The sequence below is a fragment of the Micromonospora sp. R311 genome (assembly GCF_056780015.1).
On sequence record NZ_JBSWCE010000035.1, the window covers coordinates 12292 to 33833 of the forward strand.

Consider the following 21542-nt stretch of genomic DNA (forward strand, 5'->3'; position numbering starts at 1 on the left):
GGTGACGACGACGTCGTGCGGTGTCTCAGCGTTCGACGAGGACGTCGTGGCCGAGGTCGAGCAGGGCGTGCCGCCACTCGTCGTCGGCGTTGCCGCGCGGTGGCTTGGCCTCCAGCAGGTTCTGGATCTCGTCGATCGCGTCCTGCATCACCTTGATGTCGTCCGGCGTCAGGTCGACCTTGCGCTTGCTCAGCACCCGGAGGATCTGCCGGCCCGGCTCGGGCAGGTCGAGGTCCGGGTCCGGCCCGAACGACTCCTCCCCGGAGCCGCGGGTCAGCAGCCACTGCCGGAGCTGCTCGGACGGGACGTTCACCTGGGCGTGGAAGTCGTCCCAGAGCACCTCCACCTCGGGATCGAGCCGCTGCTCTCGTACCATCAGCCCTCCTCTCCGGGCGGCGGCCCGGACGTACCCGGGTCCCCCTCCTCGTCGTCCTCGGTCCGTCGACCCAGCCCTTCCGGCGGCACCCGCACCCGGGCGGGGTTCGCCGTCGGCGGCGCCACGATCGGATCGGTGCGTTCGCTCTCGTCCCGGCTCTCCTCCGGTTCGGTCATGGTCCGCCCTTCGGTCATCGCGGGTGCGAGGTCGTCGCCGCGGTGTAGCCCCGCTCGCCGGCGGCCACGTCGAAGGCGAGCTGGCCGTCGCGGGCGTCCACGGTGACCTTCTGGCCCGGCGAGATCGCCGACTCCAGCAGCATCCGGGACAGGTGGTTGTCGACCTCCCGCTGGATCACCCGGCGCAGCGGGCGGGCGCCGAACTCCGGCTGGTAGCCGTGCTCGGCGAGCCAGTCGATGCCGGCGGTGGTGAAGTCCACCTGGATGTCCTGGGCGTGCAGCCGGCGCCGGGTCTCCTCCAGCATCAGCCCGGTGATCTGGCGCAGCTGCTCGGCCTCCAGGCGGCGGAAGATGATCACCTCGTCGATCCGGTTCAGGAACTCCGGCCGGAAGTTCTCCTGGAGCCGGCGCATCAGCCGCTCGCGCAGCTCGTCCCGCTCCTGGTCACCGCCCTCCGCGCCGGCGCCGAAGCCGACCGCGCGCCCGGTGCCGGTGATCAGCTCGGAGCCGAGGTTGCTCGTCATGATCAGGACGGTGTTCTTGAAGTTGACCGTCCGGCCCTGGCTGTCGGTGAGCCGGCCGTCGTCGAGCACCTGGAGCAGGATGTTGAACACGTCCGGGTGGGCCTTCTCGATCTCGTCGAGCAGCACCACCGCGTACGGGCGGCGGCGCACCGCCTCGGTGAGCTGGCCGGCCTCCTCGTACCCGACGTAGCCGGGCGGGGCGCCGACCAGCCGGCTGACCGTGTGCCGCTCCTGAAACTCGCTCATGTCCACCCGGACCATCCGGTCGGACTCGCCGAAGAGCGCCTCGGCCAGCGCCCGGGCCAGCTCGGTCTTGCCCACGCCGGTCGGGCCGAGGAAGAGGAAGCTGCCCATCGGCCGGTCCGGGTCGGCCAGCCCGGTCCGCGAGCGGCGGACCGCCTCGGCCACCGCGGTCACCGCGTCGTCCTGGCCGACCACCTTCTCGTGCAGCTGCCCCTCCAGCCGCAGCAGCCGGTCCCGTTCCTCCTCGGTGAGCTGGGCGACGGGGATCCCGGTGGCCCGGGAAACCACCTCGGCGATCTCCTGCGGCCCGACCGAGGGCACCTGCGAGGCGCCCTCGTCCCCGCGGGCCCGCCGGATCTGGTCCTCCAGTTCGGAGATCCGGTCGCGCAGCGTGGACGCCCGCTCGTACTGCTCGTCGGTGACCGCCTGCTCCTTGTCCCGGCGCACCTCGTCGAGCTGCTGCTCCAGCTCGCGCACGTCCGCGGCCGGGGTGCGGGTGCGCAGCCGGACCCGCGCGCCGGCCTGGTCGATCAGGTCGATCGCCTTGTCCGGCAGGTACCGGTCGGTGACGTACCGGTCGGAGAGCTCGGCGGCCGCGACCAGCGCCTCGTCGGTGAACCGCACCTGGTGGTGCGCCTCGTAGCGGTCCCGCAGGCCGCGCAGGATGGCCACGGTGTCCTCGACGCTGGGCTCCGGCACGAACACCGGCTGGAAGCGACGGGCCAGCGCGGCGTCCTTCTCGATGCTCTTGCGGTACTCGTCCAGCGTGGTCGCCCCGATCACCCGCAGCTCGCCGCGGGCCAGCGCCGGCTTGAGCATGTTGGACGCGTCCATGCCGCCCTCGCTGCCCGCCCCGCCCGCGCCGACCAGGGTGTGGATCTCGTCCAGGAAGATGATCAGCTCCTCCCGGTGCGCCCGGATCTCGTCGATCACCTTCTTCAGCCGTTCCTCGAAGTCGCCCCGGTAGCGGGTGCCGGCGACCAGGCCGGCCAGGTCGAGCTGGACGACCCGCTTGCCGAGCAGGGTCTGCGGCACGTCGCCGTCGCAGATCCGCTCGGCGAGGCCCTCGACGATCGCGGTCTTGCCGACGCCGGCCTCGCCGATCAGCACCGGGTTGTTCTTCGTCCGCCGGGACAGGATCTCCACGGCCTGCTCGATCTCGTCGGCCCGCCCGATCACCGGGTCGATCTGGTCGTTGCGGGCGAGGTCGGTGAGGTCCTGGCCGTACTGGTCGAGGGTGGGCGTGCCGCGGTCCGGCCGGGGCCCGGCCATCGGGCCGCGTTCGGCGTTGGCGGCCTGCAGCGACTCCGGCTGGATCCGGCCGGCTGCCAGCATCCGCCCGGCCGGCGACTCCGGGTTCAGCGGCAGCGCCATCAGGATGTGCTCGGGGCCGATGTAGTTGGCGCCCATCGCCCGGGAGAGCTGGTGGGCGTCGAGCAGCGCCCGCTTGGCCGCCGGGGTGAGTGACAGGTTCGGCGGCACCTCCCCGCGCGGCGCGCCGTCCCCCCGCCCGCCGAGCGCGTTGAGCAGGGTGTCCGGGTCGGCGCCGGCCCGGCGGACCAGGTCGCGCAGCGGCTCGCGCTGCAACGCCGCCCAGAGCAGGTGGTCGGTGTCCAGGTCGGTGCTGTGCCGCTGGGCGGCGCGCCGCGCGGCGTCGGCGAGCATCTCCCGGGCATCGGCGGTCATCAGCCGGGTGATGTCGACCCGGTGCGCGGGTCGGCGCCCACCCTCACCCCGGCCGAAGTAGCGGGCCAGGAATTCGTCCCACGGGTCGGAGCCGAAGTCACCGGGTCCCATCATGTCTGTCCTCCGCAGTCGGGCGCGCGGCACGGTCGCCAGGGGCTACCCGGCGGCCGGCCCGACAAACGCCGCACGGGTGCCACGGCGGGGCACCTGCCGGCCCGGCGGGCCGGCGCCGGCGCCCCGGCGGCGGGTGGCACGCTGGCGGCATGGACCCGACGCCGCTGCTGATCGTGGACGCCGCCAACGTGGTGGGCTCGCGCCCGGACGGGTGGTGGCGGGACCGGGCCGGCGCCACCGCCCGGCTGCGGGACGCGCTGGCCCCGGTGGCCGCGGCCGGGCTGCCCGACCGGCTGCCGCCGCCGGTGGAGGTGGTGCTGGTCGTCGAGGGCGCGGCGCGGGACGTGCCGTCCGTGGCCGGGGTGCGGGTGCTCGCCGCCGACCGGTCCGGCGACGACGCGATCGTCGACCTCGCCGCGGCCGCCCCGCAACGCCGCCGGCTGGTCGTCACCGCCGACCGTGAGCTGCGGGAACGGGTCACCGCGCTGGGGGCCGAGGTGTACGGCCCGCGGTGGCTGCGGGACTGAGCCGCCGGCCGCCACGGGTCTCACCAATCGGACTCCCGGCGCTCGGTGTCGACAACCGGTCAGGGAGGCAGGAACACTGACAGGGCGGTTGTTCTCTCACCCAACGGGATAGGCTCTAATGGAGGCCTCCCCGCCCCCAGGAGGTTCCGCCGTGGCGAGCGTCGCCGAGCTCAAGGCAGCCATCGATGTCGCTTTGCAACAGATCGGCGACGGCCAGAGCGCCGTGCAGGCCGCCGGCGAGAAGCTGGCCGAGGCGCAGCAGACCCTGGCCGGGGCGCTGGAGGGCAGCGGGCACGAGACCGTCGAGGCGGCCCAGGCCTCGCTCACCCAGGCCAGCCAGGAGCTTGAGGAGTGCCTCGCCGCCACACTCGTCGCGGTCGAGCAGGCACAGCTCTACGTCGCGGCCCTCTAGGCGCCCGCGATGTCCATCGTGGAGGATGTCGGCGCGCAGGTCCGGGCCGCCGCCGAGGAGCTGCCGCTCGGCCTGCTGGGCCAGGCGTTGGAGAAGTTCGGCCTGGCCGCCGAGCGGCTGAGCTGGGTGCGGCAGGAGTCGGCCAACCCGATGGGGGTGCCGGAACTCTCCGCCGCCACCGAGCACGCCGAGACCGCCAACTACGCGCTGCGGGTGGCCCAGGAGCAGCTCGCCGCGTACCTGGCCGCGATCGGGCTGGCCGATGGCGCGCCGCCACCCCGGGACGAGCCGCGCAGCCGCCCGCGGCACGACGCGCCCGGCGCGGCACCGCCGGTGGCCGCCGGCCCCGAGCCGGCCGGCGAGGTGACCCTGCGCCGCTGGTGGGCGGTGCGGGTGGCGGAGCTGACCGGGGGGCGGGAGGGGCCGCCGGACGGGCCGGACGAGCGGGTCGGCGACTCCCGTGAACTGCTGCGCCGGGTGGTGCGCGGGGTCCGCGCCGGCGACCGGGACCGGCTGCACGCCGAGCTGCGCCGGGCGCACGCCGACGTCGGTCTCGGCCTGGCGGCGGTGGCCCCGCCGCTGCTCCGTGACCTGGCCGGCGAGCTGCTCGGACACCCGCCCCGCGCGGACGACCTGGGCCGGCTGCGGCGCGAGGTGGACGGGCGGGTGCGGGACCTGCTGCCCGGCCTGCCGGCGCCGGTGCTGGACACCCTGCTGACCCGGGTCTGCCGGATGCCGCCGCCAAGGCGCGGTGAGCGGGACCAACCGCACGCCGCCGACCCGGCGGTCACGGCGGGGGTGCTGACCGGGGTGCTGCTGGCCCGGCTCGGCCGGGACCTGCCGGCCGGGACCGGGCGGGAGCCGGCCGCCGCCGCGCCGCCCGGGAATGCCCCGCACCGCACCGGCCCGGGTGCCGCGCGGTACACCCCGGACGTGCCGCGGCAGGGCGGCCCGGACGCCGCGACCGGCCGGGACCGGCGCCGGGACACCGATGGCTGACCGGCGCGCCCAACTGGTCACCCGGGTCCGGGAGACGCTCGGCGAGGCGCTCGGCGCCACCCGCACCCGGCTCTCCGCCGCCCAGGCCGACCTGACCGCCGGCCGGGAGCGGCTGGCCCGGATCCAGCGGGCCGCGGCGGCCGTGCCGCAGCGGGTGGGCGCGGAACGGGACCGCCGGCTGGCCGAGATCGACGAACGGCACGCCGCCCGGATCGCCGAACTGGCCCGCCGGGCCGCGGCCGCCGCCGGGCGGGAGTCGCCCGGCGCCGCCTCCGCCGACTGGGCCGGCTGGCGGCCGACCCCGCCCGGCCGGACCGAGCCGCCGGGCGCGCTGCGGATCGGCACGCTGCGCATCCCCGGCGCGGAACCGGTGCCCGCGCTGGTGCCGCTGCTGGACGCCGGGCACGTGGAACTGACCGGTGCCGACCGGGACGGGTGCGAGGCGGTGGTGTCGGCGCTGCTGCTGCGCGCCGTCGGCCGGGCCGACCCGGGCAGCGTCCGGCTGGTCGGCTACGACCCGGAGCACCTCGGCGGCGGGCTGGCCGGGTTCGCCCCGCTCGGCACCGCCGGGCTACTCACCTTCGTCGGCCCGGGCGGGCTGGGCCGACTGCTGGACGACCTGGTGGAGCAGATCCGCCGGATCAACGAGACCGTGCTGGCCGGCGAGTACGGCTCGCTGCGCGAACTGGCCGCGGCGACCGGCCGGCGCCCGGAGCCGTGGCGGGTGGCGGTGCTGCTCGGCGGGGACGAACCGTCCCGGCACGAGCGCGGTCAGCTCGACCGGGTGGTCCGCACCGGGGCGGCGTGCGGGGTGCACCTGGTGGTCCGGGGCGTGTCGCTGCCGGACGACCCGACGGTGACCCGGGTGCTGGCCGAGCCGGACGGCGCCCGGGTCGGCGCCCCACCCGGCCTGCCCGTACGGCTGGACCCGCCGCCGCCGGCGACGCTGGTCACCGAGACCTGCCGGCAGCTGGCGGCGCGGGTGAACGCCGGTCCGGCCCCGACCCCGTTCACCGACCTGCTGCCGCCGCCGGAGCGGATGTGGCAGGAGGACTCCGCAAGCGGGTTGACCGCACCGATCGGCGAGGGCCCGGACGGCCGGTCGGTGCTGCTGACCCTGGGCGACTACCCGCCGCACGCGCTGATCGGCGGGCCGTCCGGAACCGGCAAGACCAACCTGATCTTCGCCTGGATCGGCGCGCTGGCCGCCCGCTACTCCCCCACCGAGCTGGAGTTCTACCTGCTCGACTTCAAGGAGGGGGTGTCCTTCGCCCGGTTCGCGCAGGGCCGGCGGGACCCGAGCTGGCTGCCGCACATGCGGCTGGTCGGGATCAACGTCAACACCGACCGGGAGTTCGGGCTGGCGCTGCTGCGCTTCCTCGCCGAGGAACTGCGCCGGCGGGCGGACGCGGCGAAGAAGCACGAGGTGACCAAGCTGGCCGAGCTGCGCGCGGTGGACCCGACCGGGCGCTGGCCGCGGATGGTGGCGGTGGTGGACGAGTTCCAGATGCTGCTGGCCAGCCGGGACGTGGTGGCCCGGGAGGCGGCCGACCTGCTGGAGGACCTGGCCCGCCGGGGCCGGTCGCAGGGCATCCACCTGGTGCTCGCCTCGCAGGACGTGCGCGGCATCGAGGCGCTGTGGGGGCGGCCGGCGCTGGTCGCCCAGTTCACGCTCCGCATCGCGCTGCCCAAGGCGCTGCGGATCCTCGCCGAGCGCAACGACGCCGCGCAGTCGCTGCCGCGCCACCACGCGGTGGTGAACGCCGAGTCGGGGATGGCCGAGGGCAACCAGGTGGCCCGGATCCCGTCGGCCAGCGACTGGGAGACCTGGAGCGAGCTGCAGCACCGGCTGTGGCGGATGCGCCCGCAGGACGCCGCACCCGCCCGGCTCTTCGACGGCGACGCGATCCCCCGGCTGGCCGACGCGCCGGACTTCCGGGCCCTGACGGCGCCCGAGACCGGGACGCTGCGCAACCCGGTGGCGCTGCTCGGCGAGATCATCGACGTGCAGGCCCGCTCGGCGGCGCTGCGGCTGCCCCGCGCGCCGGGACGGAACCTGGCCGTGCTCGGCACCCGGGTGGACGAGGCGTGCGCCGTGCTGGACGCCGCCGCCCGGTCGCTGGCCCGCCAGCACCGGCCGGGCAGTGCCCGGTTCTCCATCGCCTGCCTGGACCCGGACGCCGACCCGGCGGCCCGGTCGCTCTACGAGGACCTGGCCGACGACGCGGCCTGGTACGACGAGGAGACGGTGGCCGAGCTGATGGCCGAGACGGCCGACGGCCTGGGCGCGCCGGGCGCCACCGGCACCCCGCACTACCTGCTGCTCTTCGCCGTCGACGCGGCGGCCGGCTCGTTGGGCGCGCGGGTCGGCCGGCGGACCGGGCTGGAGCACCTGCGCCGGATCCTGCACGACGGCCCCGAGCGGCGCACCCACGTGCTGGCCTGGTGGCGGGGCGTGGCCCGGATGCGCGCCGACCTGGGCGGGCCGGCGGCACGGACCGACCAGATCGGAGCCTGGGTGGCGCTGGACACGCACGGCGGCGAGCTGGGGTCGTCGCTCTACCCGGGCACCGGCGGGCCGGACTGGTACCCCCGCCCCTGGCGCGGGCTCTTCTTCGACCGGGCGGTGCACCGCACCGGCCAGGTGATCATCCCCTACGGACCGTCGCGGTGAACCAGCCGGTGAGCAGTGAGACGTACGCGGCGCAGGTGCGGCGGCTGGCCGAGCTGACCGCGCGGGTGCAGGGCCACCGGGCCGAGGCGCACGCCTGGTACGACCAGCAGTGCGCGGCGGCCGAGCGGGCCGTCGCCGAGGCCACCGAGCAGCTGCGGCGGGCCGAACGGGAGCTGGTGGACGCGCGCGAGGCGCAGGAGCGGGTGGACGCCGAGGCGGCCCACCTGTGGCAGCAGTTGCGGGACCGGCTCGGCCCCGGAGCGCGGCGGCTGGGCGGCCCACCCGCCCCGACGTCCGGCGCGACGGGCGACCCGGCGCGGCTGCTCGACGGGGTGCGGGAGCTGCTCAACCGCACCCGCCGCCCGGGTGACCTGCCGGGCTCGGTGAACCCGCTGCTGGCGCTCTGCGGGGTGGCCGGCGCGACGCTGACGTACGCGCTGGGGGTGGCGGCCCGGACGGTGGGCGAGCGCAACGGCGGCGACCTCGCGGTCGGGATGCCGGTGCTGGCGCTGGTGGTGACGCTGCTCGGGCCGCTGGTCGGCCTGGTGCCGGCGAAGCTGCTGGCCGACCGCCGGCACGCGGTGCTCAGCCCGCGGCCGATGACCGTGGTGCTCGCCGCCGGGCTGGTGACCACCGTCGTGCTGCTGGTCGCCGGCCGCTGACCGGCGCGGCTCGCCGGTGCCGGGTGTCACGCGGGGACGAGGACCGCCTCGCGCAGCAGCCGGCGGGCCAGCACCAGCCGGTCGGCGTCGTCGTCGAGGCCGGGCAGCTCACCGACCCGGCTGACCGCGCCGGTGAGCAGGGCGCGCACCGCCGGCGCGCACTGCCCGGGCAGGGTGATGGTCCGGTCGAACAGCCGCAACGCGACCGTGTCGCCCTGCGGGGCGAGCTGCCAGCGCAGCCCGGGCCGCGGGGCGAGCCGGCTCGCCGCGTCCAGGGCGGCGAGCGCGGCCGCCTGGGCGAGCGGGCGGATCGGCGCGGGCCGGGCGGCGGGCCAGGCCCGCTGCCGCAGCCGACCGGCCACCGCGGCCGGGTCGGCGCGCAGCAGCCAGTCGCGCAACGCCTCCACCGTCTCGGTCAGTTCCGGCTCGATGGCGTCCGGGTCGGCCACGTCGACGCCGAACGGCAGGGTGGCGCGTAGCCGCTGGTCCTCGGCGGCGAGCGCGAGCAGCTCCTCGACGAGCGCGTAGCGGGTCAGCGCCCGGACCCCGACGGTCAGGTGCAGCGAGCTGGACTCCTGGGCCTGTGCGCTGTGCAGCCAGCCGCGCGGCAGGTAGAGCGCGTCGCCGGGGGCGAGCACCACGTCCAGTGTGGGCGGTCCCTCGGCGGTGGCCGAGACCTCGTCGGCCCGGCCGCCCCAGGGCTGCTTCTCCAGCGGGTCGGGCAGCACCGGCGGGTGGATCCGCCAGTGCTTGCGGCCGTCGACCTGGAGCACGAAGACGTCGTGGGTGTCGTAGTGGGTGGCGAAGCCCTGGCTCCCGGCGGGGGTGAGGTAGGCGTTGACCTGCAACGGCTGCCCGACGGCGGCGCCGAGTTCGCGGGTGAAGTCGATCAGCGCCGGCCAGGTGCGGTGCAGGCCCTGCAGGACGAGGGTGGCGCCGCCGGCGTACAGCTCCAGCACCCGCTCGTCGAGGACCTGGTCGGCGATCTCGGCGCCGGCCCCGCCGCCGCCGGTGAACCGCGCCGCCGGCACCAGCTGGCCGTCCCTGGCGATCCGCAGGAAGGGCGTACGCAGGCCACGCCGGCTGAGCAGCTCGTCGGCGTCGGCGGGGCTGAGCAGATCGGTGAAACCGGCCGGGTTGGGCAGCTCGTCGGCGCGGGAGAGCAGCGGAGTGTGTCCCCAGTGCGCGGCGGCGAACTTGGCCGGCTCCACCGAGACGCAGCGGGCCAGCGCCGCGGCGGCGGTCGCGGACGGAACCGCCGGACGGCCGTGGCCGCCCGGCGGGTCGAGGGTCGTCACGGGCGCTCCGTCACCCGGCGCTGCCGTCGGCGCCGCCGTCCTGCTGACCCGGGGTGGCCCCGCCGTCGGCCGGACCCTCCGCGCCGCCGTCGGCGCCGCCGTCCTGCTTGCCGGGGGTGGCGCCGCCGTCGGCCGGGCCCTCGGCGCCCTGGTCGGCACCCTGGTCGGCGCCCCGCTCGGCGCCGCGGTCGGCACCACCGTCGGCGCCACCGTCCTGCTGGCCGGGGGTCGCACCGCCGTCGGCCGGGCCCTCGAGGCCGCCACCGCCGGTGGTCTGCATGTCGTCGTCGTTGAGTGCCATGGGTGCTCCCTCGGGTCTGCCGCCCCGCCGTGCGCCGGGGTCCGTCGTGCAGCGGGTGGTACCCCACGCTGGATCTTCTCTAACCACACGGTAGACGCCCGGCGCGGCCGGCAGGGGCGGTTCGCGGTCAGCCCGTCCGGCAGGCGGAGCCGTTGAAGGTGAAACCGGTGGGCGTCGGGTTGGCCCCGCCGTGGGTGCCCTGGAAACCGAAGCTGACCGTGCCGCCGATGGGGACGGTGCCGTTCCAGCTGGCGTTGCGCGCGGTCACCTGGGCGCCGGACTGGGTGACGGTGGCGTTCCAGGCGTTGGTGATCCGCTGGTCGGCGCCGAAGGTGAAGCCGACGGTCCAGCCGCTGGCCGCGGCGGCGTCGTTGCGTACCCGCACCTCGGCGGTGAAGCCGGTGTTCCAGGTGTTCGGCACGTAGCTCACCGTGCAGCCGCCCGGGGGTGGGGTGGTGGGCGTCGGGGTCGGCGTGGTCGGGGTCGGCGTGACGCCGCCGCCGAGCGCCTCGGCCACCGCCTGGTACGCCGGCTTCGGCGCGTAGTTCTCGTCCCAGATCAGCGCGGCGCCCTGGCCGGGGAAGACGTCGGGGATCCACGAGTAGCGGTCGGTGATGCCCCAGGTGGTGACGCCCGCGCACCGGGTCACCGCGAGGCAGGCGCTGACCACCTTGCGGTAGTCGGCGGCCTGGGTGGCGAGGTTGGCCGCGCTCGGCGGGGTGGGCATCCGGATGTCCAGCTCGGTGATCCGGACGTCCACCCCGAGGTCGGCGAAGCGCTGCAGGTTGCTCTGCAGGTCGCCGGGGACCTGCCCGACGATCAGGTGCGCCTGGAAGCCGACGCAGTCGATCGGCACGCCGCGGGCCTTGAAGTCGCGGACCAGGTTCCAGATCGCGGTGCTCTTCGCGTTCACGCCGTCGGTGCTGTAGTCGTTGATGCAGAGCTTGGCCGTCGGGTCGGCGGCCCGGGCGGCCCGGAACGCCTCCTCGATCCAGCCGTCGCCGAGGCGCTGCTGGAAGACGCTGTCCCGGCGCCCGCCGGAGCCGCCGTCGGCGAACGCCTCGTTGACCACGTCCCAGGCGACCACCTTGCCGCGGTAGTGGCCGGCCACCTCGGCGATGTGGTTGCGCATCGCGGCGAGCAGGTCGGTCGCGGACAGGCCGCCGACCCAGCCGGGCAGCTGGGAGTGCCAGACCAGGGTGTGGCCGTAGAGCCGCTTGCCGCCGGCGGCGGCGTAGCCGGCGACCGCGTCGCCCTGGGTGAAGGTGAACTGCCCGCGGTTGGGCTCGGTGGCGTCCCACTTCATCGCGTTCTCGGCGACCACCAGGTTGAACTCGGCGTCGGCGATCTGCCGGTAGGCGGCCTCGGTCAGCCGGTTCGGGTCGATGGCGACGCCGATGTCCCGGCCCTTGGCGTCGGCGAGGGTCTTCAGGCTGGTGGCCGCGTCGGCGGCCTGGGGCCGGGGGACGCCGAGGCCGACGGCGACCACCGTGGCGAGGGCGAGGGCCCCGGCCAGCAGGGCCGGCCGGGTACGGAGACGGTGCGGGTGCATGCGGTCCCTGTCCTTCGTCGGGCCGCCCGAGGGCGGCGAAGTTACGACGTCGGTCGATGGGAGCGCTTCCACATGCTGGCACCCACGGCCGCCTCCCGTCAACCGCGCCGCCGTCGCGCCGGACGGCGCGGCACCGGTCGCGGTGGCAGGATGGGGCGGGCGGACGCGAGCAGGAGGTGTCGATGACCGAGCCGACCGCGGTGGCCCCGCTGGAACCGGTGACCGAGGACTGGCAGCGCGCGCTGGCGGTGGTGGCCCACCCCGACGACCTGGAGTTCGGCGCGGCGGCGGCGATCGCCCGCTGGACCGGGCAGGGCAAGCAGATCGCCTACTGCCTGGTCACCAGCGGCGAGGCGGGCATCGACGGGATGCCGCCGGAGCGGGCCCGGCAGGTGCGCGAGCAGGAGCAGCGCGCCTCGGCCGCGCTGGTCGGGGTGGACACGGTGGAGTTCCTCGGGCTGCCCGACGGCGTCCTGGAGTACGGCGTTCCGCTGCGCCGGGCGATCGCCGAGGTGGTGCGCCGACACCGGCCCGAGATCGTGATCACCACCAACTTCCGCGACACCTGGGACGGCACGTACGCGCTGAACCAGGCCGACCACATCGCCACCGGTCGGGCGGTGCTGGACGCGGTACGCGACGCCGGCAACCGGTGGATCTTCCCGGAGCAACTGGCCGACGGCGTCGAGCCGTGGACCGGGGTGCGGCAGGTCTGGGCCGCCGCCTCCCCCCGCGCCGCGCACGGGGTCGACGTGACCGCGACGTTCGCGCAGGGCGTGGCCTCGCTGCGGGCGCACGAGGCGTACCTGACCGGGCTGGGCGACGGCAGCTTCGACGCCGAGGAGTTCCTGGAGGGGCTCGGCCGGCCGACCGGCACCCGGCTCGGGGTGCGCTACGGCGTCGCCTTCGAGGTGTTCCGCTTCGACCTCTGGTAGACCGGCCGATGATCCTGCTCGGCACCTCCGGGTGGCAGTACCGCGACTGGCGGGGCCGGTTCTACCCGGCCGACCTGCCCCAACGGCTCTGGCTGGAGCACTTCGCCGCCCGGTTCGCCACGGTGGAGGTCAACAACGCCTTCTACCGGCTGCCGGAACGGGACACCTTCGCCGCCTGGCGGGACCGCACCCCGGACGACTTCTGCGTCGCGGTGAAGATGAGCCGCTACCTGACCCACATCAAGCGGCTGCGCGAGCCGGCCGAGCCGGTGGCGAGGTTCCTGTCCCGGGCCACCGCGCTCGGCGACCGCCTCGGCCCGGTGCTGCTGCAACTGCCGCCGAACCTGCCGGCCGACCCGGCCGCCCTGGACGCCACGCTGGCGCTCTTCCCGGCCGACGTGCGGGTGGCGGTCGAGCCGCGCCACCGGTCGTGGTGGACCGACACCACCCGGGCCGTGCTGGAGCGCCGGCGGGCGGCGCTGGTCTGGGCCGACCGGCGCGGCCGGCCGGTCGCCCCGCTGTGGCGCACCACCGACTTCGGCTACCTGCGGCTGCACGAGGGGCGCGCCCGACCCTGGCCCCGCTACGGGCGCGCCGCACTGGCCTCCTGGGTACGCCGGTTGGCCGGCGCCTTCGCCGACGGGGAACCGGCGTACGTCTACTTCAACAACGACCCCGGCGGGGCGGCGATCGAGGACGCGGTGGCGTTCGCCGCGCTGGCCGGGCGGGCCAGCCGGCGGGTGAGCCGCGTTCCGTCGGCGGACGGTGCGGGCGGCCCGGAAAGCCCGCCGGAGGCCGGAGGCTGACCCGGCCCGACGAAGGCCCGCTCCCACCGGTGGTGGGGCGGGCCGTCGATCGCAGCGGTCACGGAATCATCCGGGCCATGTCCTTGGGCATCTGGTCCCGCACGTCGTCCCACTGCCCCTGGGTCGTCACGTGCTGGCGCAGGGAGTTCAGCACCACCTGCACCAGGTTCTCGATGCCGCCCTCGATGTCGTACTGGAAGCGTTGCCGGACCTCCAGCAGGAAGTCGTCCCGGTTCAGCTTGACCGGCACGTCCATCGGCTTCCAGCCGTCGAAGTAGATCCCGCGCACCACCACCGGCAACTGCGCGGCGAACTCCACGCTCTCCTGCACCGGCATCCGGTCCCGCAGCAGGTGCAGCACCGTACGCAGCGCGCAGTAGGACTGGTTGCGTTGCTCCTTCGGCCAGCCGTAGGCCTTCTCGATGTCCTTGAGGATCAGATTGGTCTTCTCCATCGAGGAATCGATTGCCGACTGCAGCTGCTCAGCCATCTCTCCACCCCCGTACGTCGGTCTCCCACCGTCGGTCGTCATCGCGTCGCGGCGGCCCGACCGGGCCGCGCGGCTGTCGGGTCGGGCTGACCCGGCCGGCCGGCGGCACCCGCCGGGCGTCGCCGGACGCCCCGACGACGTGCAGCACGGCGCCGCGTCGTCGACCCGGTACCACCCGAACCGTCATCTCGAGCACCTCCGTGGTGTCGGTTCCGCGGCCGGCTCCGGGAGTCGACCGCACGCACCGTCCATGCTGCTCGGGAAAGGGGTGAGAGCACGTCACCCGGTCCGGATGAGCCGGGGGTCAGACGCCCGTGCCGAGCAACCCGACCAGGGTGGCCGCGTTGGTCTGGGCGTAGTCCCGGTAGCAGTTGTTCATCAGCACGTGGGTCTGCCCGGTGGAGTCGGCCAGCTCGCGGAGCTTCGGCGCCCAGTCCTTCAGCTCCCGGTCCGAGTAGCGGTAGCCGAACTTCTCGTGGATGTCCTTGCTGGTCCATTTGTCGCTGTGGCCGTGGAAACGCACCACCGCGAGGTCCGCGGTGGCGGCCAGCACCGGGGGCACCGACGAGCGGTGCCCCTGCGGCATGTCCACGCAGACGTACGCCAGCCGGTGCTGGCGCAGGAAGGCCAGGGTCTCGTCGGCGTTGGCCCCGTCGAACCAGGAGGCGTGCCGGAACTCGAAGACCGGCCGCAGCGGGGCGCAGCGGCGCTCCACTTCGAGCAGGTACTGCTTGTTGTCCCGCTTGATGGTGAACCAGGGCGGGAACTGGAACAGCAGCGCGCCGAGCTTGCCCACCTCGACCAGCGGGTCCAGCGCGCTGAGGAACCGCGTCCAGACCTCCTCGTACGCCTGCGGCGGCAGGTCGTCCGGGTAGAGGTTGCGCTTGTCGGTCTCCGGACGCAGGTCCTTGTAGAGCGCGGACGCCTTCGTCGGGTGCCCGGTGAGCAGGCTGAACGCCTTGACGTTGAAGGTGAAGCCGGCCGGGGTGCGCTCCGCCCACAGCCGCGCGGTCCGTTCGGCGGGCGGCGAGTAGTAGGTGGCGTCCACCTCGACCAGCGGAAACTGCCGGGCGTAGTAGGCCAGCCGCTTCTCCGGCGTGTCGGCGGTCTGCGGGTACCAGCCGGAATCCAACAGCGTCCGGTCGGTCCAGGACGCGGTGCCCACCTTGATGTCACCCATGGGTGGAGTCCACCGCGCCGCGGACCGACCGGCAACCGCTGGATGCTCAGGCGGCCCGCCGCTCCCGGTTCTGCTTGCACGCCACGCAGGTGGTGGCGGACGGGAAGATCTCCAGCCGCTCGACGGGGATCGCCGCGGAGCACCCCTCGCAGAAGCCGTAGGTGCCCTCCTCAAGCCGGGCCAGCGCGTGCTCGTACTGGGCGCGGCGGTCGAGGATGGTCCGCAGCAGGGACTGCGCGGTGTCCCGCTCGGCCGTCTTGGTGCCGCTGTCGGCCTGGTCGTCGCCGGCCGTGTCACCGACCTCCACCAGCCGCAGCACCTGGCTCTGCAGCACCGCCTGCTCGTACTCCGCGGACAGCTCGTCATAGCGGGCCTGCAGGGAGCGCCGGATCTGGTCGATCTCCGCCTGGGATCGGCCCGTGTCGACCGTGTCGTGGACGAGCATCGCTGCCTGCCTTTCTGGCCTCGTGGTTCCGTCGGGGCGCCGGTGCGGTCTGCCCCGGCAACGGTCCGTCTCGCGCGGGCGATCACCCGTGCTCTGTGAGCCGGGCGAATACCCACCCGCCCGATGGACCAAACCGCCGATTTTCCCGGTGTCGCGGGGCGTGCCGGGCCGCTCGGGCGGGCGCCCGGGCCGCCGAGGCAGGCGTTCCGGGCCGGTCAGGCGTTCCGGGCCGGTCAGGCGGACGGCGCCGGTTCCACCAGGGCCGGGTGGCGCGGGTCGTCGACCCGGACCACCACGTCGGCGAAGCTGGCCGGGGCGACCTCCTCGGCGTACCGGGTGAAGGCGGGCAGCGTCCACCGCCGCGCCGGGTCGGTGCGCCGGGACAGCGCGGCCGGGGAGAGCTCCAGGTGGACGGTGCGGTCGAACGGCAGCCCCCCGCCGAGCAGCAGCGCGCCGCTGACCAGGACCACCCCGCCGGGCGGCAGCTCGACGTACCCGGCCCGGCTGGCCCGGTCGGTGCGGGCGTCCCAGAGCGACGGCAGCACCCGGCCGGAACCGCCCGGGCCGGCCGGGTCGAGCACCTCGCGGCGCAGCCCCGCCTCGTCGACCCATCCCTCGTAGTAGGCGTCCGGGTTGGTCCGGCCGTGCTCCAGCCGCACCGAGGCGGGGCGCAGGAAGTCGGCGGCGCGTACGTGCAGCACCGGGCGGCCCAGCGCGCGCAGCGGGTCGACCAGCGCGGCGGCCAGCTCGTCGGGGCCGGCCGCCGGGGCACCGTCGACGGCCACCCGCAGCCGGCCCGCCGGGTCGCCGGCGGCGAGCAGGTCGGCCAGCTCGGTCACGAGTCGCTCGGGTGAGATGGGACGGACGCGCACCCGACCCATCATGCCCCGGCCGGTCAGCCGCTGCGGTCGATGGTGACCCGGGCGTCGTCGGCGAGCCGGTAGCCGACCCCGTAGACCGTGGTGACCAGCGGGACGTCCACGCCGACCTTGCCGCGCAGCCGGCGCACGTGCACGTCGACCGTACGCACTCCGGCGTGCTCGTAGCCCCAGACCGCGTTGAGCAGTTGCAGCCGGGTGAACACCCGCCGGGGGTGGGCCACCAGGTGCAGCAGCAGGTCGAACTCGAGCCGGGTCAGCGGCAGCGGCTCGCCGTCGCGCAGCACCGACCGCGAGGAGGCGAGGATGTGCAGGGTGGGGATCGTGGGGGCGAGCGGCCGGGCCGGCGACCGGCCGGCCGGCACCGGGTCGGGGCGGCGCTCCACGGTGGTGGCGGCGGTGATCGTGCCCTCCCCGCGTTCGAGCATCTCCCGGGCCGCCTCGAGCAGCCGGCGGGCCGGTGGGGTCAGCGACTCCTCACAGGCCAGCGGGATGTTCAAGGTCACGGTGAGCATCGGCGCCGCGGTGTTGGCGGGGCGGCGCTGGCCGCCGGGGGGTCGACCGGGAACAGCCGGCTGGGACGTATGCCATCCGGCGCGCGACGAAGCGGGGCTGACCGACATGGTCCTCCTTGGCTGGTCCGGGTATCTCCCCACGGCCCGGGACGCCGCTTCATCGATGCTTCCCGGCGCCCGTGCGAGGGTCAAGGGGCGGCTGCGTTGCATGAATGTGACAATTGACGAACACATCGGAGCCGGATGCTCGCTCTGCGTACGAAGCCTGATGATTACAGCAGAGTCGCCAAGTTGACCCGATACGGGGGGTGCCCGCCCGGTTCACATTCGCCGCGAGTCGCCACGTACCGTGGCAAGCGAGCGGGCTTCACGTCGTCGGGCGCGCTCCCAGATGGACGGCGGCGGTCCCGACGGTGGGACATGCCGGTCAGCGGGAGTGGTCGATCCTCCATGCGGGCCTCGTCGGCGAGCCGGTAGCCGCCGCCGTAGACCGTGGTCACGGGCGTACGCGCGCCGGGCTTGGCGCGCCGCCGGCGCACGTGCGCGTCGACCGTGCGGGCCACCGCGTGCCGGTAGCCCCACACGGCGCCGGGCAACCGCAGGAGGGTGCACACCCGGTGGCGGCCGCGGCGTGCCGGTCAGGACGGCGCCGGCCCGGCGGTCACCGGGGGCGCGAGCGGGGACGGGCGGGGCGGCGCCGTGGGACCGAGGACCGGCAGACCGGCGATCCGCCAGGCGGCGAAACCCCCGACCACGTCGGTGGCGCGGTGCAGCCCGAGCTCCTGCAGGGCGGCGGCGGCCAGCGAGGAGGTGTAGCCCTCCTGGCAGAGGACCAGCACCCGCAGGTGGTAGCCGGTCGCCTCCGGCAACCGGGCCGGGCAGCGCGGGTCGAACCGCCACTCCAGCACGTTCCGCTCGACGGCCAGCGCGCCCGGCACGGTGCCGTACGCGGCCCGCTGGGCGGCCGGGCGGATGTCGACCAGCAGCGCACCGGCGCGGTGGGCCAGGTGTGCCTGCTCGGGGTCGAGCCGGTCGAGCCGGGCCCGGGCGGCGGCCAGGATCTCGTCGATGCCCCGGGAGCCGGGTGGCGGCGTGGCACACCCGGCCGGGTCGGTCTGCGGCATTGTCGTTCCCTCCGGTGGTTGCTGACGGTGCGGAGCGCGGATCGCGGTCGCGGGCCGCGGGCGGCTCGCCCCGCGACGCCCGCCTCGGCCAGCTCCGCGATCACGAGGCGGCCGGCGGCGAGCCGGTGGCGGGTCATCCGGCGTAGCGCGGGACGGTACACGTGGATGCTGACCGCTACAGGTCTAGTAGGTTGCCCCACGTGCCGGGACCGGGAACCGCACCCGACCGGGCTCAGCGGCGGACCGGTGGCGCCACCCGGTAGCCGGGGACCGAGGGCCAGCGCACGGTCAGCACGACCGACTCCCGCTCGGCGTACCAGGAATGGTCCACCCCGCGCCCCCACAGCACGTAGTCGCCGGGCTCGCCGAGCACCACCGTCCGATCCGGCAGCTCCACCCGGAACCGTCCACTGACCAGCACCAGCAGCGCCGTCCGCCGCTCCCCGGTAGCCCACCGGGAGCGGGCCTCACCGGCCGGGTGCACGCCCCACTTCACCTCGACGTCGGTGCTGTGCCGCACGTCGCCCGGCGGCATGAAGTGGCCGAGCAGCCAGCCGGCGTTGGTGGCGCCGTCGACGCCCGCGTTGCCCACGTACACCTGCTCGTCCATGCCCCTCCCCGCTCGCCGGGCGAGCAACCTACCAGGCGGGGTCCGACTAACCTGGACCGGTGAGCGAGGAACTCGACGCCGAGACGCTGGCGTTCGCGCACCGGATGTTCGACCTGGCCCGGGACGGCGCCACCGAGGAGCTGGCCGGCTACGTCGACGCGGGCCTGCCGGTCAACCTGACCAACGACAAGGGCGACACGCTGCTGATCCTCGCGGCCTACCACGCCCACCCGGCGACCGTCGCCGCGCTGCTGAACCGGGGCGCCGACCACTCCCGGACCAACGACCGGGGCCAGACCGCGCTCGCCGCGGCGGTCTTCCGCAGCAGTACGGAGACGGTGCGCGCGCTGCTCGCCGCCGGCGCCGACCCGGACCACGGCAACCCGTCCGCGGTGGACACCGCCCGCTTCTTCGACCTGCACCCGATGCTCGCGCTGCTCCGCCCGGGTGGCGGCCCGACCGGGGCCTGACGCCCCGCCCGAGGGCCGGGCCAGGAGCCGGGGTCGTCCCCGGCGGCCGGGTGCGGCCGAGCCCCGGCGGGACCGGCGCGGGGCCGGTATACAGAGGCGGTGGAGGATCCCCTGCCCGAACAGATGCGCGCCGCCGGCACGGCGCTGCTCGCCGCGCTCGACGAGCCGGCCTGCGCCCGCGCGACCCACCGGTTCGACGACGACGCCGCCCGGCGCTGGGTGGAGTACCGGCCCCGCCCCCGGCCCGGGGTCAGCCTCGCCGACCTCGACCCGGCCGGACGCAAGGCCACGCACCGGCTGCTCGCCACCGCGCTGAGCCCGACCGCGTACGCGCAGGCGATGACGATCGTCGCGCTGGAGGAGGTGCTGGACCGGGCCGAGGGCTGGCGCCGCGGCCGGCACCGCGACGACTACTGGGTGGCCGTCTTCGGCGACCCGGCCCGGGACGACCGCTGGGCGTGGCGGGTGGAGGGGCACCACCTCTCGGTGAGCATGACGGTGGTGGACGACCAGGTCTCCCCCGCGCCGATCTTCCTCGGCGCCAATCCGGCGGCCGTGCGGTACGCGGGCCGCCCGGTGACCCGGCCGCTCGGCGTCGAGGAGGATCTCGCCCGGGCCCTGCTGGACGCCCTCGACCCGGCCGGGCGGGCCGCCGCGATCATCGCCGACGAGGCGCCCGGGGACATCATCAGCGCCACCCGCCCCCGGGTGGACGCGCCGCTGGTGCCGCTGGGCGTACCGGCCGACCGGCTCGGGCCGACCGCCCGGGCGCTGCTGGACCAGCTGGTCGCGCTCTACCTGGACCGGCTCCCGCCCGAGCTGGCCGTCCGCGAGGCCCGCCGGCTCGCCGGCGGGCAGCTGCACTTCGCCTGGGCCGGCCCCACCCGACCGGGTCAGCGCCACTACTACCGGGTGCAGGGCGACGACCTGCTGATCGAGTACGACAACACCACCGACGACGGCAACCACGCGCACACCGTGCTGCGCCGCCCGGCCAGCGACTTCGGCACCGACGCCCTGGCCGCCCACCACACCCACTCCCACCCCACCCCCTGACCCACCCGCCCAGCCCCGCCCCCGAACGGGTTGATCATGAGGTTGACGGCGATGTCGATCTCCGCCGGTGCCGCCAACCTCATGATCAACTGGGTCATGGCGCGGGGTCAGGAGGTGGGTTTGTGGGCTTCGATGAGGAAGCGGCGGGCGTGCGCGACGAACGGGCCCTCGGCGCGGATGCGGTGGTGGAGGCGGGCCAGCTGGGGTCGGTAGCGCTCGACGGTGAAGCCCGGGACGGTCCAGACCACCTTGCGCAGGAACCAGACCACCGCGGCGACGTCGTGGAAGACCGTACGCAGGGTGGCCTGGCGCAGGTCCACCACCGTCAGGCCGGCCGCCCGGGCCGCGGCCACCGCCCGCTCCGGGTGGCGGGCGGCGGGCGGCGGCAGCGGCCCGAGGACCGCCTCGCTGAGCTCGCGGACCGTGCCGGGCCCGATCTGCTGGGACAGGTACGTGCCGCCGGGGCGCAGCACCCGGGCCGTCTCGGCCCAGTCGGTGCGCACCGGATGCCGGCTGACCACCAGGTCGAAGGCGCCGTCCCGGAACGGCAGCGGGGCGTCCGGTGTGACCGCGACGACGGTCGCGCCGACCGTGCGCAGCGTGCGCCGGGCCACCGGCACGTTCGGCGGCCAGCCTTCGGTGGCCACCAGCAGCCGGGGTGGCTGAGGCAGCTCGGCCAGCACCTCGCCGCCACCGGTGTCCACGTCCAGGGCCGCGTCCACGGCCGCCATCCGGGCGGCCACCAGGCGGGCGTACCCCCACGGCGGGCGTTCCTCGGTGGCCCGGCCGGCCAGCCAGTCGAAGGCCCAGCCCTCGACCGGGGCGGCGGTCCCCTCGGCGAGCAGTTCGTCGAAGCTCGGGTCGGTGCTCATCCGGCCAGCCTGTCCGGCCGGTCCGCCCGCCGGCAACGCAATTGCCGCCGCCGGCGCCCGGGTCAGGGGCGCGGGCGGACGATCTCCGCGGTGGAGCCGGGCACCCCGCCACCGAGCGCGTCGAACGTGGTCGCCTCGGCCCGCCGGCCGGCGTCGAACCGGCGCATCAGCCGGGCGCCGAGGCGTACCCCCATCCCGCCCACGGCGAGCGCGACCACCTCGGTCACCAGCAGCACCACCGAGGCGCCCCGCTGCGGGGCGTCCGCGCGGATCAGGCAGCCGATCAGGAACAGCCCGGCCATCGCCGTGTTGACCAGGTGGAAGGTGATCGCGGTCCGGCGGGTCCGGTCACCCGGCACGTCCCACAGGTCGATCATGCCGGCGACCGCGGTCAGACCGGCGGCCACCAGTGCGGCGACCGCCGACCAGTAGCCCACCTCACCGAGGAAGGCCGGGCCGCCGACGACGTCGGTGAGGTCGAAGACGGTCGCGCTGACGAAGAGCCCGTAGGGGAACGTCACCAGCATCGGTTGGATCGGGTGTCCCTGCACCCGCAGCCGGCTCTGCATCGGTCCTCCCCTGGTCGGCTCAATCCATGAACCAAGGGTGCTACCCGG

The 21542-nt window shown here is 75.5% G+C and carries 24 protein-coding genes and 1 pseudogene; 9 read left to right on the plus strand and 16 right to left on the minus strand.

From position 1 onward, the window contains the following. Positions 1 to 25: 25 nt before the first annotated feature. The 3 genes from AC1WTP_RS26170 to AC1WTP_RS26180 are packed head-to-tail and all read right to left on the minus strand — an operon-like array spanning position 26 to position 3119. The gene (locus tag AC1WTP_RS26170; RefSeq protein WP_481651922.1) at positions 26 to 376 is read right to left on the minus strand and encodes a DUF3140 domain-containing protein; all 351 of its coding nucleotides are present in this window, start codon (positions 374 to 376) and stop codon (positions 26 to 28) included. Further along, positions 376 to 552: a hypothetical protein gene (locus AC1WTP_RS26175; protein WP_481651923.1), complete on the minus strand. Its 177-nt coding sequence runs from the start codon at positions 550 to 552 to the stop codon at positions 376 to 378. The genes AC1WTP_RS26170 and AC1WTP_RS26175 overlap by 1 nt, the downstream gene beginning before the upstream one ends. Before the next feature lie 14 nt (positions 553 to 566). Continuing rightward, positions 567 to 3119 carry an ATP-dependent Clp protease ATP-binding subunit gene (locus AC1WTP_RS26180; protein WP_481651924.1) on the minus strand — a complete coding sequence of 851 codons (2553 nt, stop codon included), beginning with the start codon at positions 3117 to 3119 and terminating at the stop codon, positions 567 to 569. A 149-nt stretch (positions 3120 to 3268) separates the two neighbouring features. Here AC1WTP_RS26180 and AC1WTP_RS26185 point away from each other — a divergent pair, with 149 nt between their 5' ends. From AC1WTP_RS26185 to AC1WTP_RS26205, 5 genes are all read left to right on the plus strand, one after another. Then, on the plus strand, positions 3269 to 3646 hold the full coding sequence (locus AC1WTP_RS26185) for a hypothetical protein (protein WP_481651925.1): 378 nt from the start codon (positions 3269 to 3271) through the stop codon (positions 3644 to 3646). A 151-nt stretch (positions 3647 to 3797) separates the two neighbouring features. Then, a complete protein-coding gene (locus tag AC1WTP_RS26190) occupies positions 3798 to 4058 on the plus strand; it encodes a hypothetical protein (RefSeq protein ID WP_088993708.1) in 261 nt (86 codons plus the stop codon). Positions 4059 to 4067: 9 nt separating this feature from the next. Next, complete coding sequence (locus tag AC1WTP_RS26195; RefSeq protein ID WP_481651926.1) at positions 4068 to 5057, plus strand: hypothetical protein; 990 nt, start codon at positions 4068 to 4070, stop codon at positions 5055 to 5057. Continuing rightward, positions 5050 to 7731, plus strand: a complete 2682-nt coding sequence (locus tag AC1WTP_RS26200) for an FtsK/SpoIIIE domain-containing protein (protein ID WP_481651927.1) — start codon at positions 5050 to 5052, stop codon at positions 7729 to 7731. The genes AC1WTP_RS26195 and AC1WTP_RS26200 overlap by 8 nt, the downstream gene beginning before the upstream one ends. Then, entirely contained in the window at positions 7728 to 8393 is a 666-nt protein-coding gene (locus AC1WTP_RS26205; protein ID WP_481651928.1) for a hypothetical protein, read from the plus strand. Before AC1WTP_RS26200 ends, AC1WTP_RS26205 begins: the two co-directional genes overlap by 4 nt. A gap of 26 nt (positions 8394 to 8419) precedes the next feature. Here AC1WTP_RS26205 and AC1WTP_RS26210 read toward each other — a convergent pair whose 3' ends face one another. The 3 genes from AC1WTP_RS26210 to AC1WTP_RS26220 all read right to left on the minus strand — a co-directional run bounded on the left by AC1WTP_RS26210 (position 8420) and on the right by AC1WTP_RS26220 (position 11544). Further along, the gene (locus AC1WTP_RS26210; protein ID WP_481651929.1) at positions 8420 to 9691 is read right to left on the minus strand and encodes a cupin domain-containing protein; all 1272 of its coding nucleotides are present in this window, start codon (positions 9689 to 9691) and stop codon (positions 8420 to 8422) included. Positions 9692 to 9701: 10 nt separating this feature from the next. Then, positions 9702 to 9992, minus strand: a complete 291-nt coding sequence (locus AC1WTP_RS26215; protein WP_481651930.1) for a hypothetical protein — start codon at positions 9990 to 9992, stop codon at positions 9702 to 9704. Between the two features lie 127 nt (positions 9993 to 10119). Continuing rightward, positions 10120 to 11544 (minus strand): glycoside hydrolase family 10 protein, encoded by a 1425-nt coding sequence (locus AC1WTP_RS26220; RefSeq protein ID WP_481651931.1) that lies wholly within the window; start codon positions 11542 to 11544, stop codon positions 10120 to 10122. 182 nt (positions 11545 to 11726) lie between these two features. Between AC1WTP_RS26220 and AC1WTP_RS26225 the strand changes: the two genes are divergently transcribed. Both AC1WTP_RS26225 and AC1WTP_RS26230 read left to right on the plus strand, forming a co-directional pair. Further along, on the plus strand, positions 11727 to 12479 hold the full coding sequence (locus tag AC1WTP_RS26225; protein WP_481651932.1) for a PIG-L deacetylase family protein: 753 nt from the start codon (positions 11727 to 11729) through the stop codon (positions 12477 to 12479). An 8-nt stretch (positions 12480 to 12487) separates the two neighbouring features. Next, on the plus strand, positions 12488 to 13285 hold the full coding sequence (locus tag AC1WTP_RS26230) for a DUF72 domain-containing protein (protein WP_481651933.1): 798 nt from the start codon (positions 12488 to 12490) through the stop codon (positions 13283 to 13285). A 58-nt stretch (positions 13286 to 13343) separates the two neighbouring features. Here AC1WTP_RS26230 and AC1WTP_RS26235 read toward each other — a convergent pair whose 3' ends face one another. The 8 genes and pseudogenes from AC1WTP_RS26235 to AC1WTP_RS26270 form a co-directional block, all read right to left on the minus strand. After that, complete coding sequence (locus AC1WTP_RS26235; protein WP_481651934.1) at positions 13344 to 13775, minus strand: DUF2267 domain-containing protein; 432 nt, start codon at positions 13773 to 13775, stop codon at positions 13344 to 13346. A 304-nt stretch (positions 13776 to 14079) separates the two neighbouring features. Beyond that, entirely contained in the window at positions 14080 to 14955 is an 876-nt protein-coding gene (locus AC1WTP_RS26240; RefSeq protein WP_481651935.1) for a DUF72 domain-containing protein, read from the minus strand. A 46-nt stretch (positions 14956 to 15001) separates the two neighbouring features. Further along, complete coding sequence (locus AC1WTP_RS26245; protein WP_481651936.1) at positions 15002 to 15400, minus strand: TraR/DksA family transcriptional regulator; 399 nt, start codon at positions 15398 to 15400, stop codon at positions 15002 to 15004. A gap of 233 nt (positions 15401 to 15633) precedes the next feature. After that, positions 15634 to 16272 (minus strand): nucleoside/nucleotide kinase family protein, encoded by a 639-nt coding sequence (locus tag AC1WTP_RS26250; protein ID WP_481651937.1) that lies wholly within the window; start codon positions 16270 to 16272, stop codon positions 15634 to 15636. Between the two features lie 23 nt (positions 16273 to 16295). Beyond that, on the minus strand, positions 16296 to 16901 hold the full coding sequence (locus AC1WTP_RS26255) for a winged helix-turn-helix domain-containing protein (RefSeq protein WP_481651938.1): 606 nt from the start codon (positions 16899 to 16901) through the stop codon (positions 16296 to 16298). Between the two features lie 341 nt (positions 16902 to 17242). Then, positions 17243 to 17410, minus strand: a pseudogene (locus tag AC1WTP_RS26260) (winged helix-turn-helix domain-containing protein); the annotation flags it as partial. 21 nt (positions 17411 to 17431) lie between these two features. Then, the gene (locus AC1WTP_RS26265; protein WP_481651939.1) at positions 17432 to 17917 is read right to left on the minus strand and encodes a rhodanese-like domain-containing protein; all 486 of its coding nucleotides are present in this window, start codon (positions 17915 to 17917) and stop codon (positions 17432 to 17434) included. A gap of 232 nt (positions 17918 to 18149) precedes the next feature. Beyond that, entirely contained in the window at positions 18150 to 18527 is a 378-nt protein-coding gene (locus AC1WTP_RS26270; RefSeq protein ID WP_481651940.1) for a cupin domain-containing protein, read from the minus strand. Positions 18528 to 18631: 104 nt separating this feature from the next. Here AC1WTP_RS26270 and AC1WTP_RS26275 point away from each other — a divergent pair, with 104 nt between their 5' ends. Beyond that, positions 18632 to 18997 (plus strand): ankyrin repeat domain-containing protein, encoded by a 366-nt coding sequence (locus tag AC1WTP_RS26275; RefSeq protein ID WP_481651982.1) that lies wholly within the window; start codon positions 18632 to 18634, stop codon positions 18995 to 18997. A 99-nt stretch (positions 18998 to 19096) separates the two neighbouring features. Then, the gene (locus tag AC1WTP_RS26280; protein WP_481651941.1) at positions 19097 to 20053 is read left to right on the plus strand and encodes a DUF3500 domain-containing protein; all 957 of its coding nucleotides are present in this window, start codon (positions 19097 to 19099) and stop codon (positions 20051 to 20053) included. Between the two features lie 107 nt (positions 20054 to 20160). Here AC1WTP_RS26280 and AC1WTP_RS26285 read toward each other — a convergent pair whose 3' ends face one another. Together AC1WTP_RS26285 and AC1WTP_RS26290 are read right to left on the minus strand one after the other, a co-directional pair. After that, entirely contained in the window at positions 20161 to 20925 is a 765-nt protein-coding gene (locus tag AC1WTP_RS26285) for a class I SAM-dependent methyltransferase (RefSeq protein ID WP_481651942.1), read from the minus strand. 62 nt (positions 20926 to 20987) lie between these two features. Further along, positions 20988 to 21494, minus strand: coding sequence for a DUF2231 domain-containing protein (locus AC1WTP_RS26290; RefSeq protein WP_481651943.1), 507 nt, complete (start codon positions 21492 to 21494; stop codon positions 20988 to 20990). Positions 21495 to 21542: the final 48 nt, after the last annotated feature.

Coding starts and splice junctions, on each gene's coding strand:
- AC1WTP_RS26235 (WP_481651934.1), bottom strand. CDS start 13,775: ATGGCTGAGCAGCTGCAGTCGGCAATCGATTCCTCGATGGAGAAGACC.
- AC1WTP_RS26265 (WP_481651939.1), bottom strand. CDS start 17,917: ATGCCGCAGACCGACCCGGCCGGGTGTGCCACGCCGCCACCCGGCTCC.
- AC1WTP_RS26225 (WP_481651932.1), top strand. CDS start 11,727: ATGACCGAGCCGACCGCGGTGGCCCCGCTGGAACCGGTGACCGAGGAC.
- AC1WTP_RS26170 (WP_481651922.1), bottom strand. CDS start 376: ATGGTACGAGAGCAGCGGCTCGATCCCGAGGTGGAGGTGCTCTGGGAC.
- AC1WTP_RS26220 (WP_481651931.1), bottom strand. CDS start 11,544: ATGCACCCGCACCGTCTCCGTACCCGGCCGGCCCTGCTGGCCGGGGCC.
- AC1WTP_RS26255 (WP_481651938.1), bottom strand. CDS start 16,901: ATGTCGGTCAGCCCCGCTTCGTCGCGCGCCGGATGGCATACGTCCCAG.
- AC1WTP_RS26180 (WP_481651924.1), bottom strand. CDS start 3,119: ATGATGGGACCCGGTGACTTCGGCTCCGACCCGTGGGACGAATTCCTG.
- AC1WTP_RS26275 (WP_481651982.1), top strand. CDS start 18,632: ATGTTCGACCTGGCCCGGGACGGCGCCACCGAGGAGCTGGCCGGCTAC.
- AC1WTP_RS26245 (WP_481651936.1), bottom strand. CDS start 15,400: ATGCTCGTCCACGACACGGTCGACACGGGCCGATCCCAGGCGGAGATC.
- AC1WTP_RS26230 (WP_481651933.1), top strand. CDS start 12,488: ATGATCCTGCTCGGCACCTCCGGGTGGCAGTACCGCGACTGGCGGGGC.
- AC1WTP_RS26175 (WP_481651923.1), bottom strand. CDS start 552: ATGACCGAACCGGAGGAGAGCCGGGACGAGAGCGAACGCACCGATCCG.
- AC1WTP_RS26285 (WP_481651942.1), bottom strand. CDS start 20,925: ATGAGCACCGACCCGAGCTTCGACGAACTGCTCGCCGAGGGGACCGCC.
- AC1WTP_RS26215 (WP_481651930.1), bottom strand. CDS start 9,992: ATGGCACTCAACGACGACGACATGCAGACCACCGGCGGTGGCGGCCTC.
- AC1WTP_RS26290 (WP_481651943.1), bottom strand. CDS start 21,494: ATGCAGAGCCGGCTGCGGGTGCAGGGACACCCGATCCAACCGATGCTG.
- AC1WTP_RS26270 (WP_481651940.1), bottom strand. CDS start 18,527: ATGGACGAGCAGGTGTACGTGGGCAACGCGGGCGTCGACGGCGCCACC.
- AC1WTP_RS26195 (WP_481651926.1), top strand. CDS start 4,068: ATGTCCATCGTGGAGGATGTCGGCGCGCAGGTCCGGGCCGCCGCCGAG.
- AC1WTP_RS26240 (WP_481651935.1), bottom strand. CDS start 14,955: ATGGGTGACATCAAGGTGGGCACCGCGTCCTGGACCGACCGGACGCTG.
- AC1WTP_RS26200 (WP_481651927.1), top strand. CDS start 5,050: ATGGCTGACCGGCGCGCCCAACTGGTCACCCGGGTCCGGGAGACGCTC.
- AC1WTP_RS26185 (WP_481651925.1), top strand. CDS start 3,269: ATGGACCCGACGCCGCTGCTGATCGTGGACGCCGCCAACGTGGTGGGC.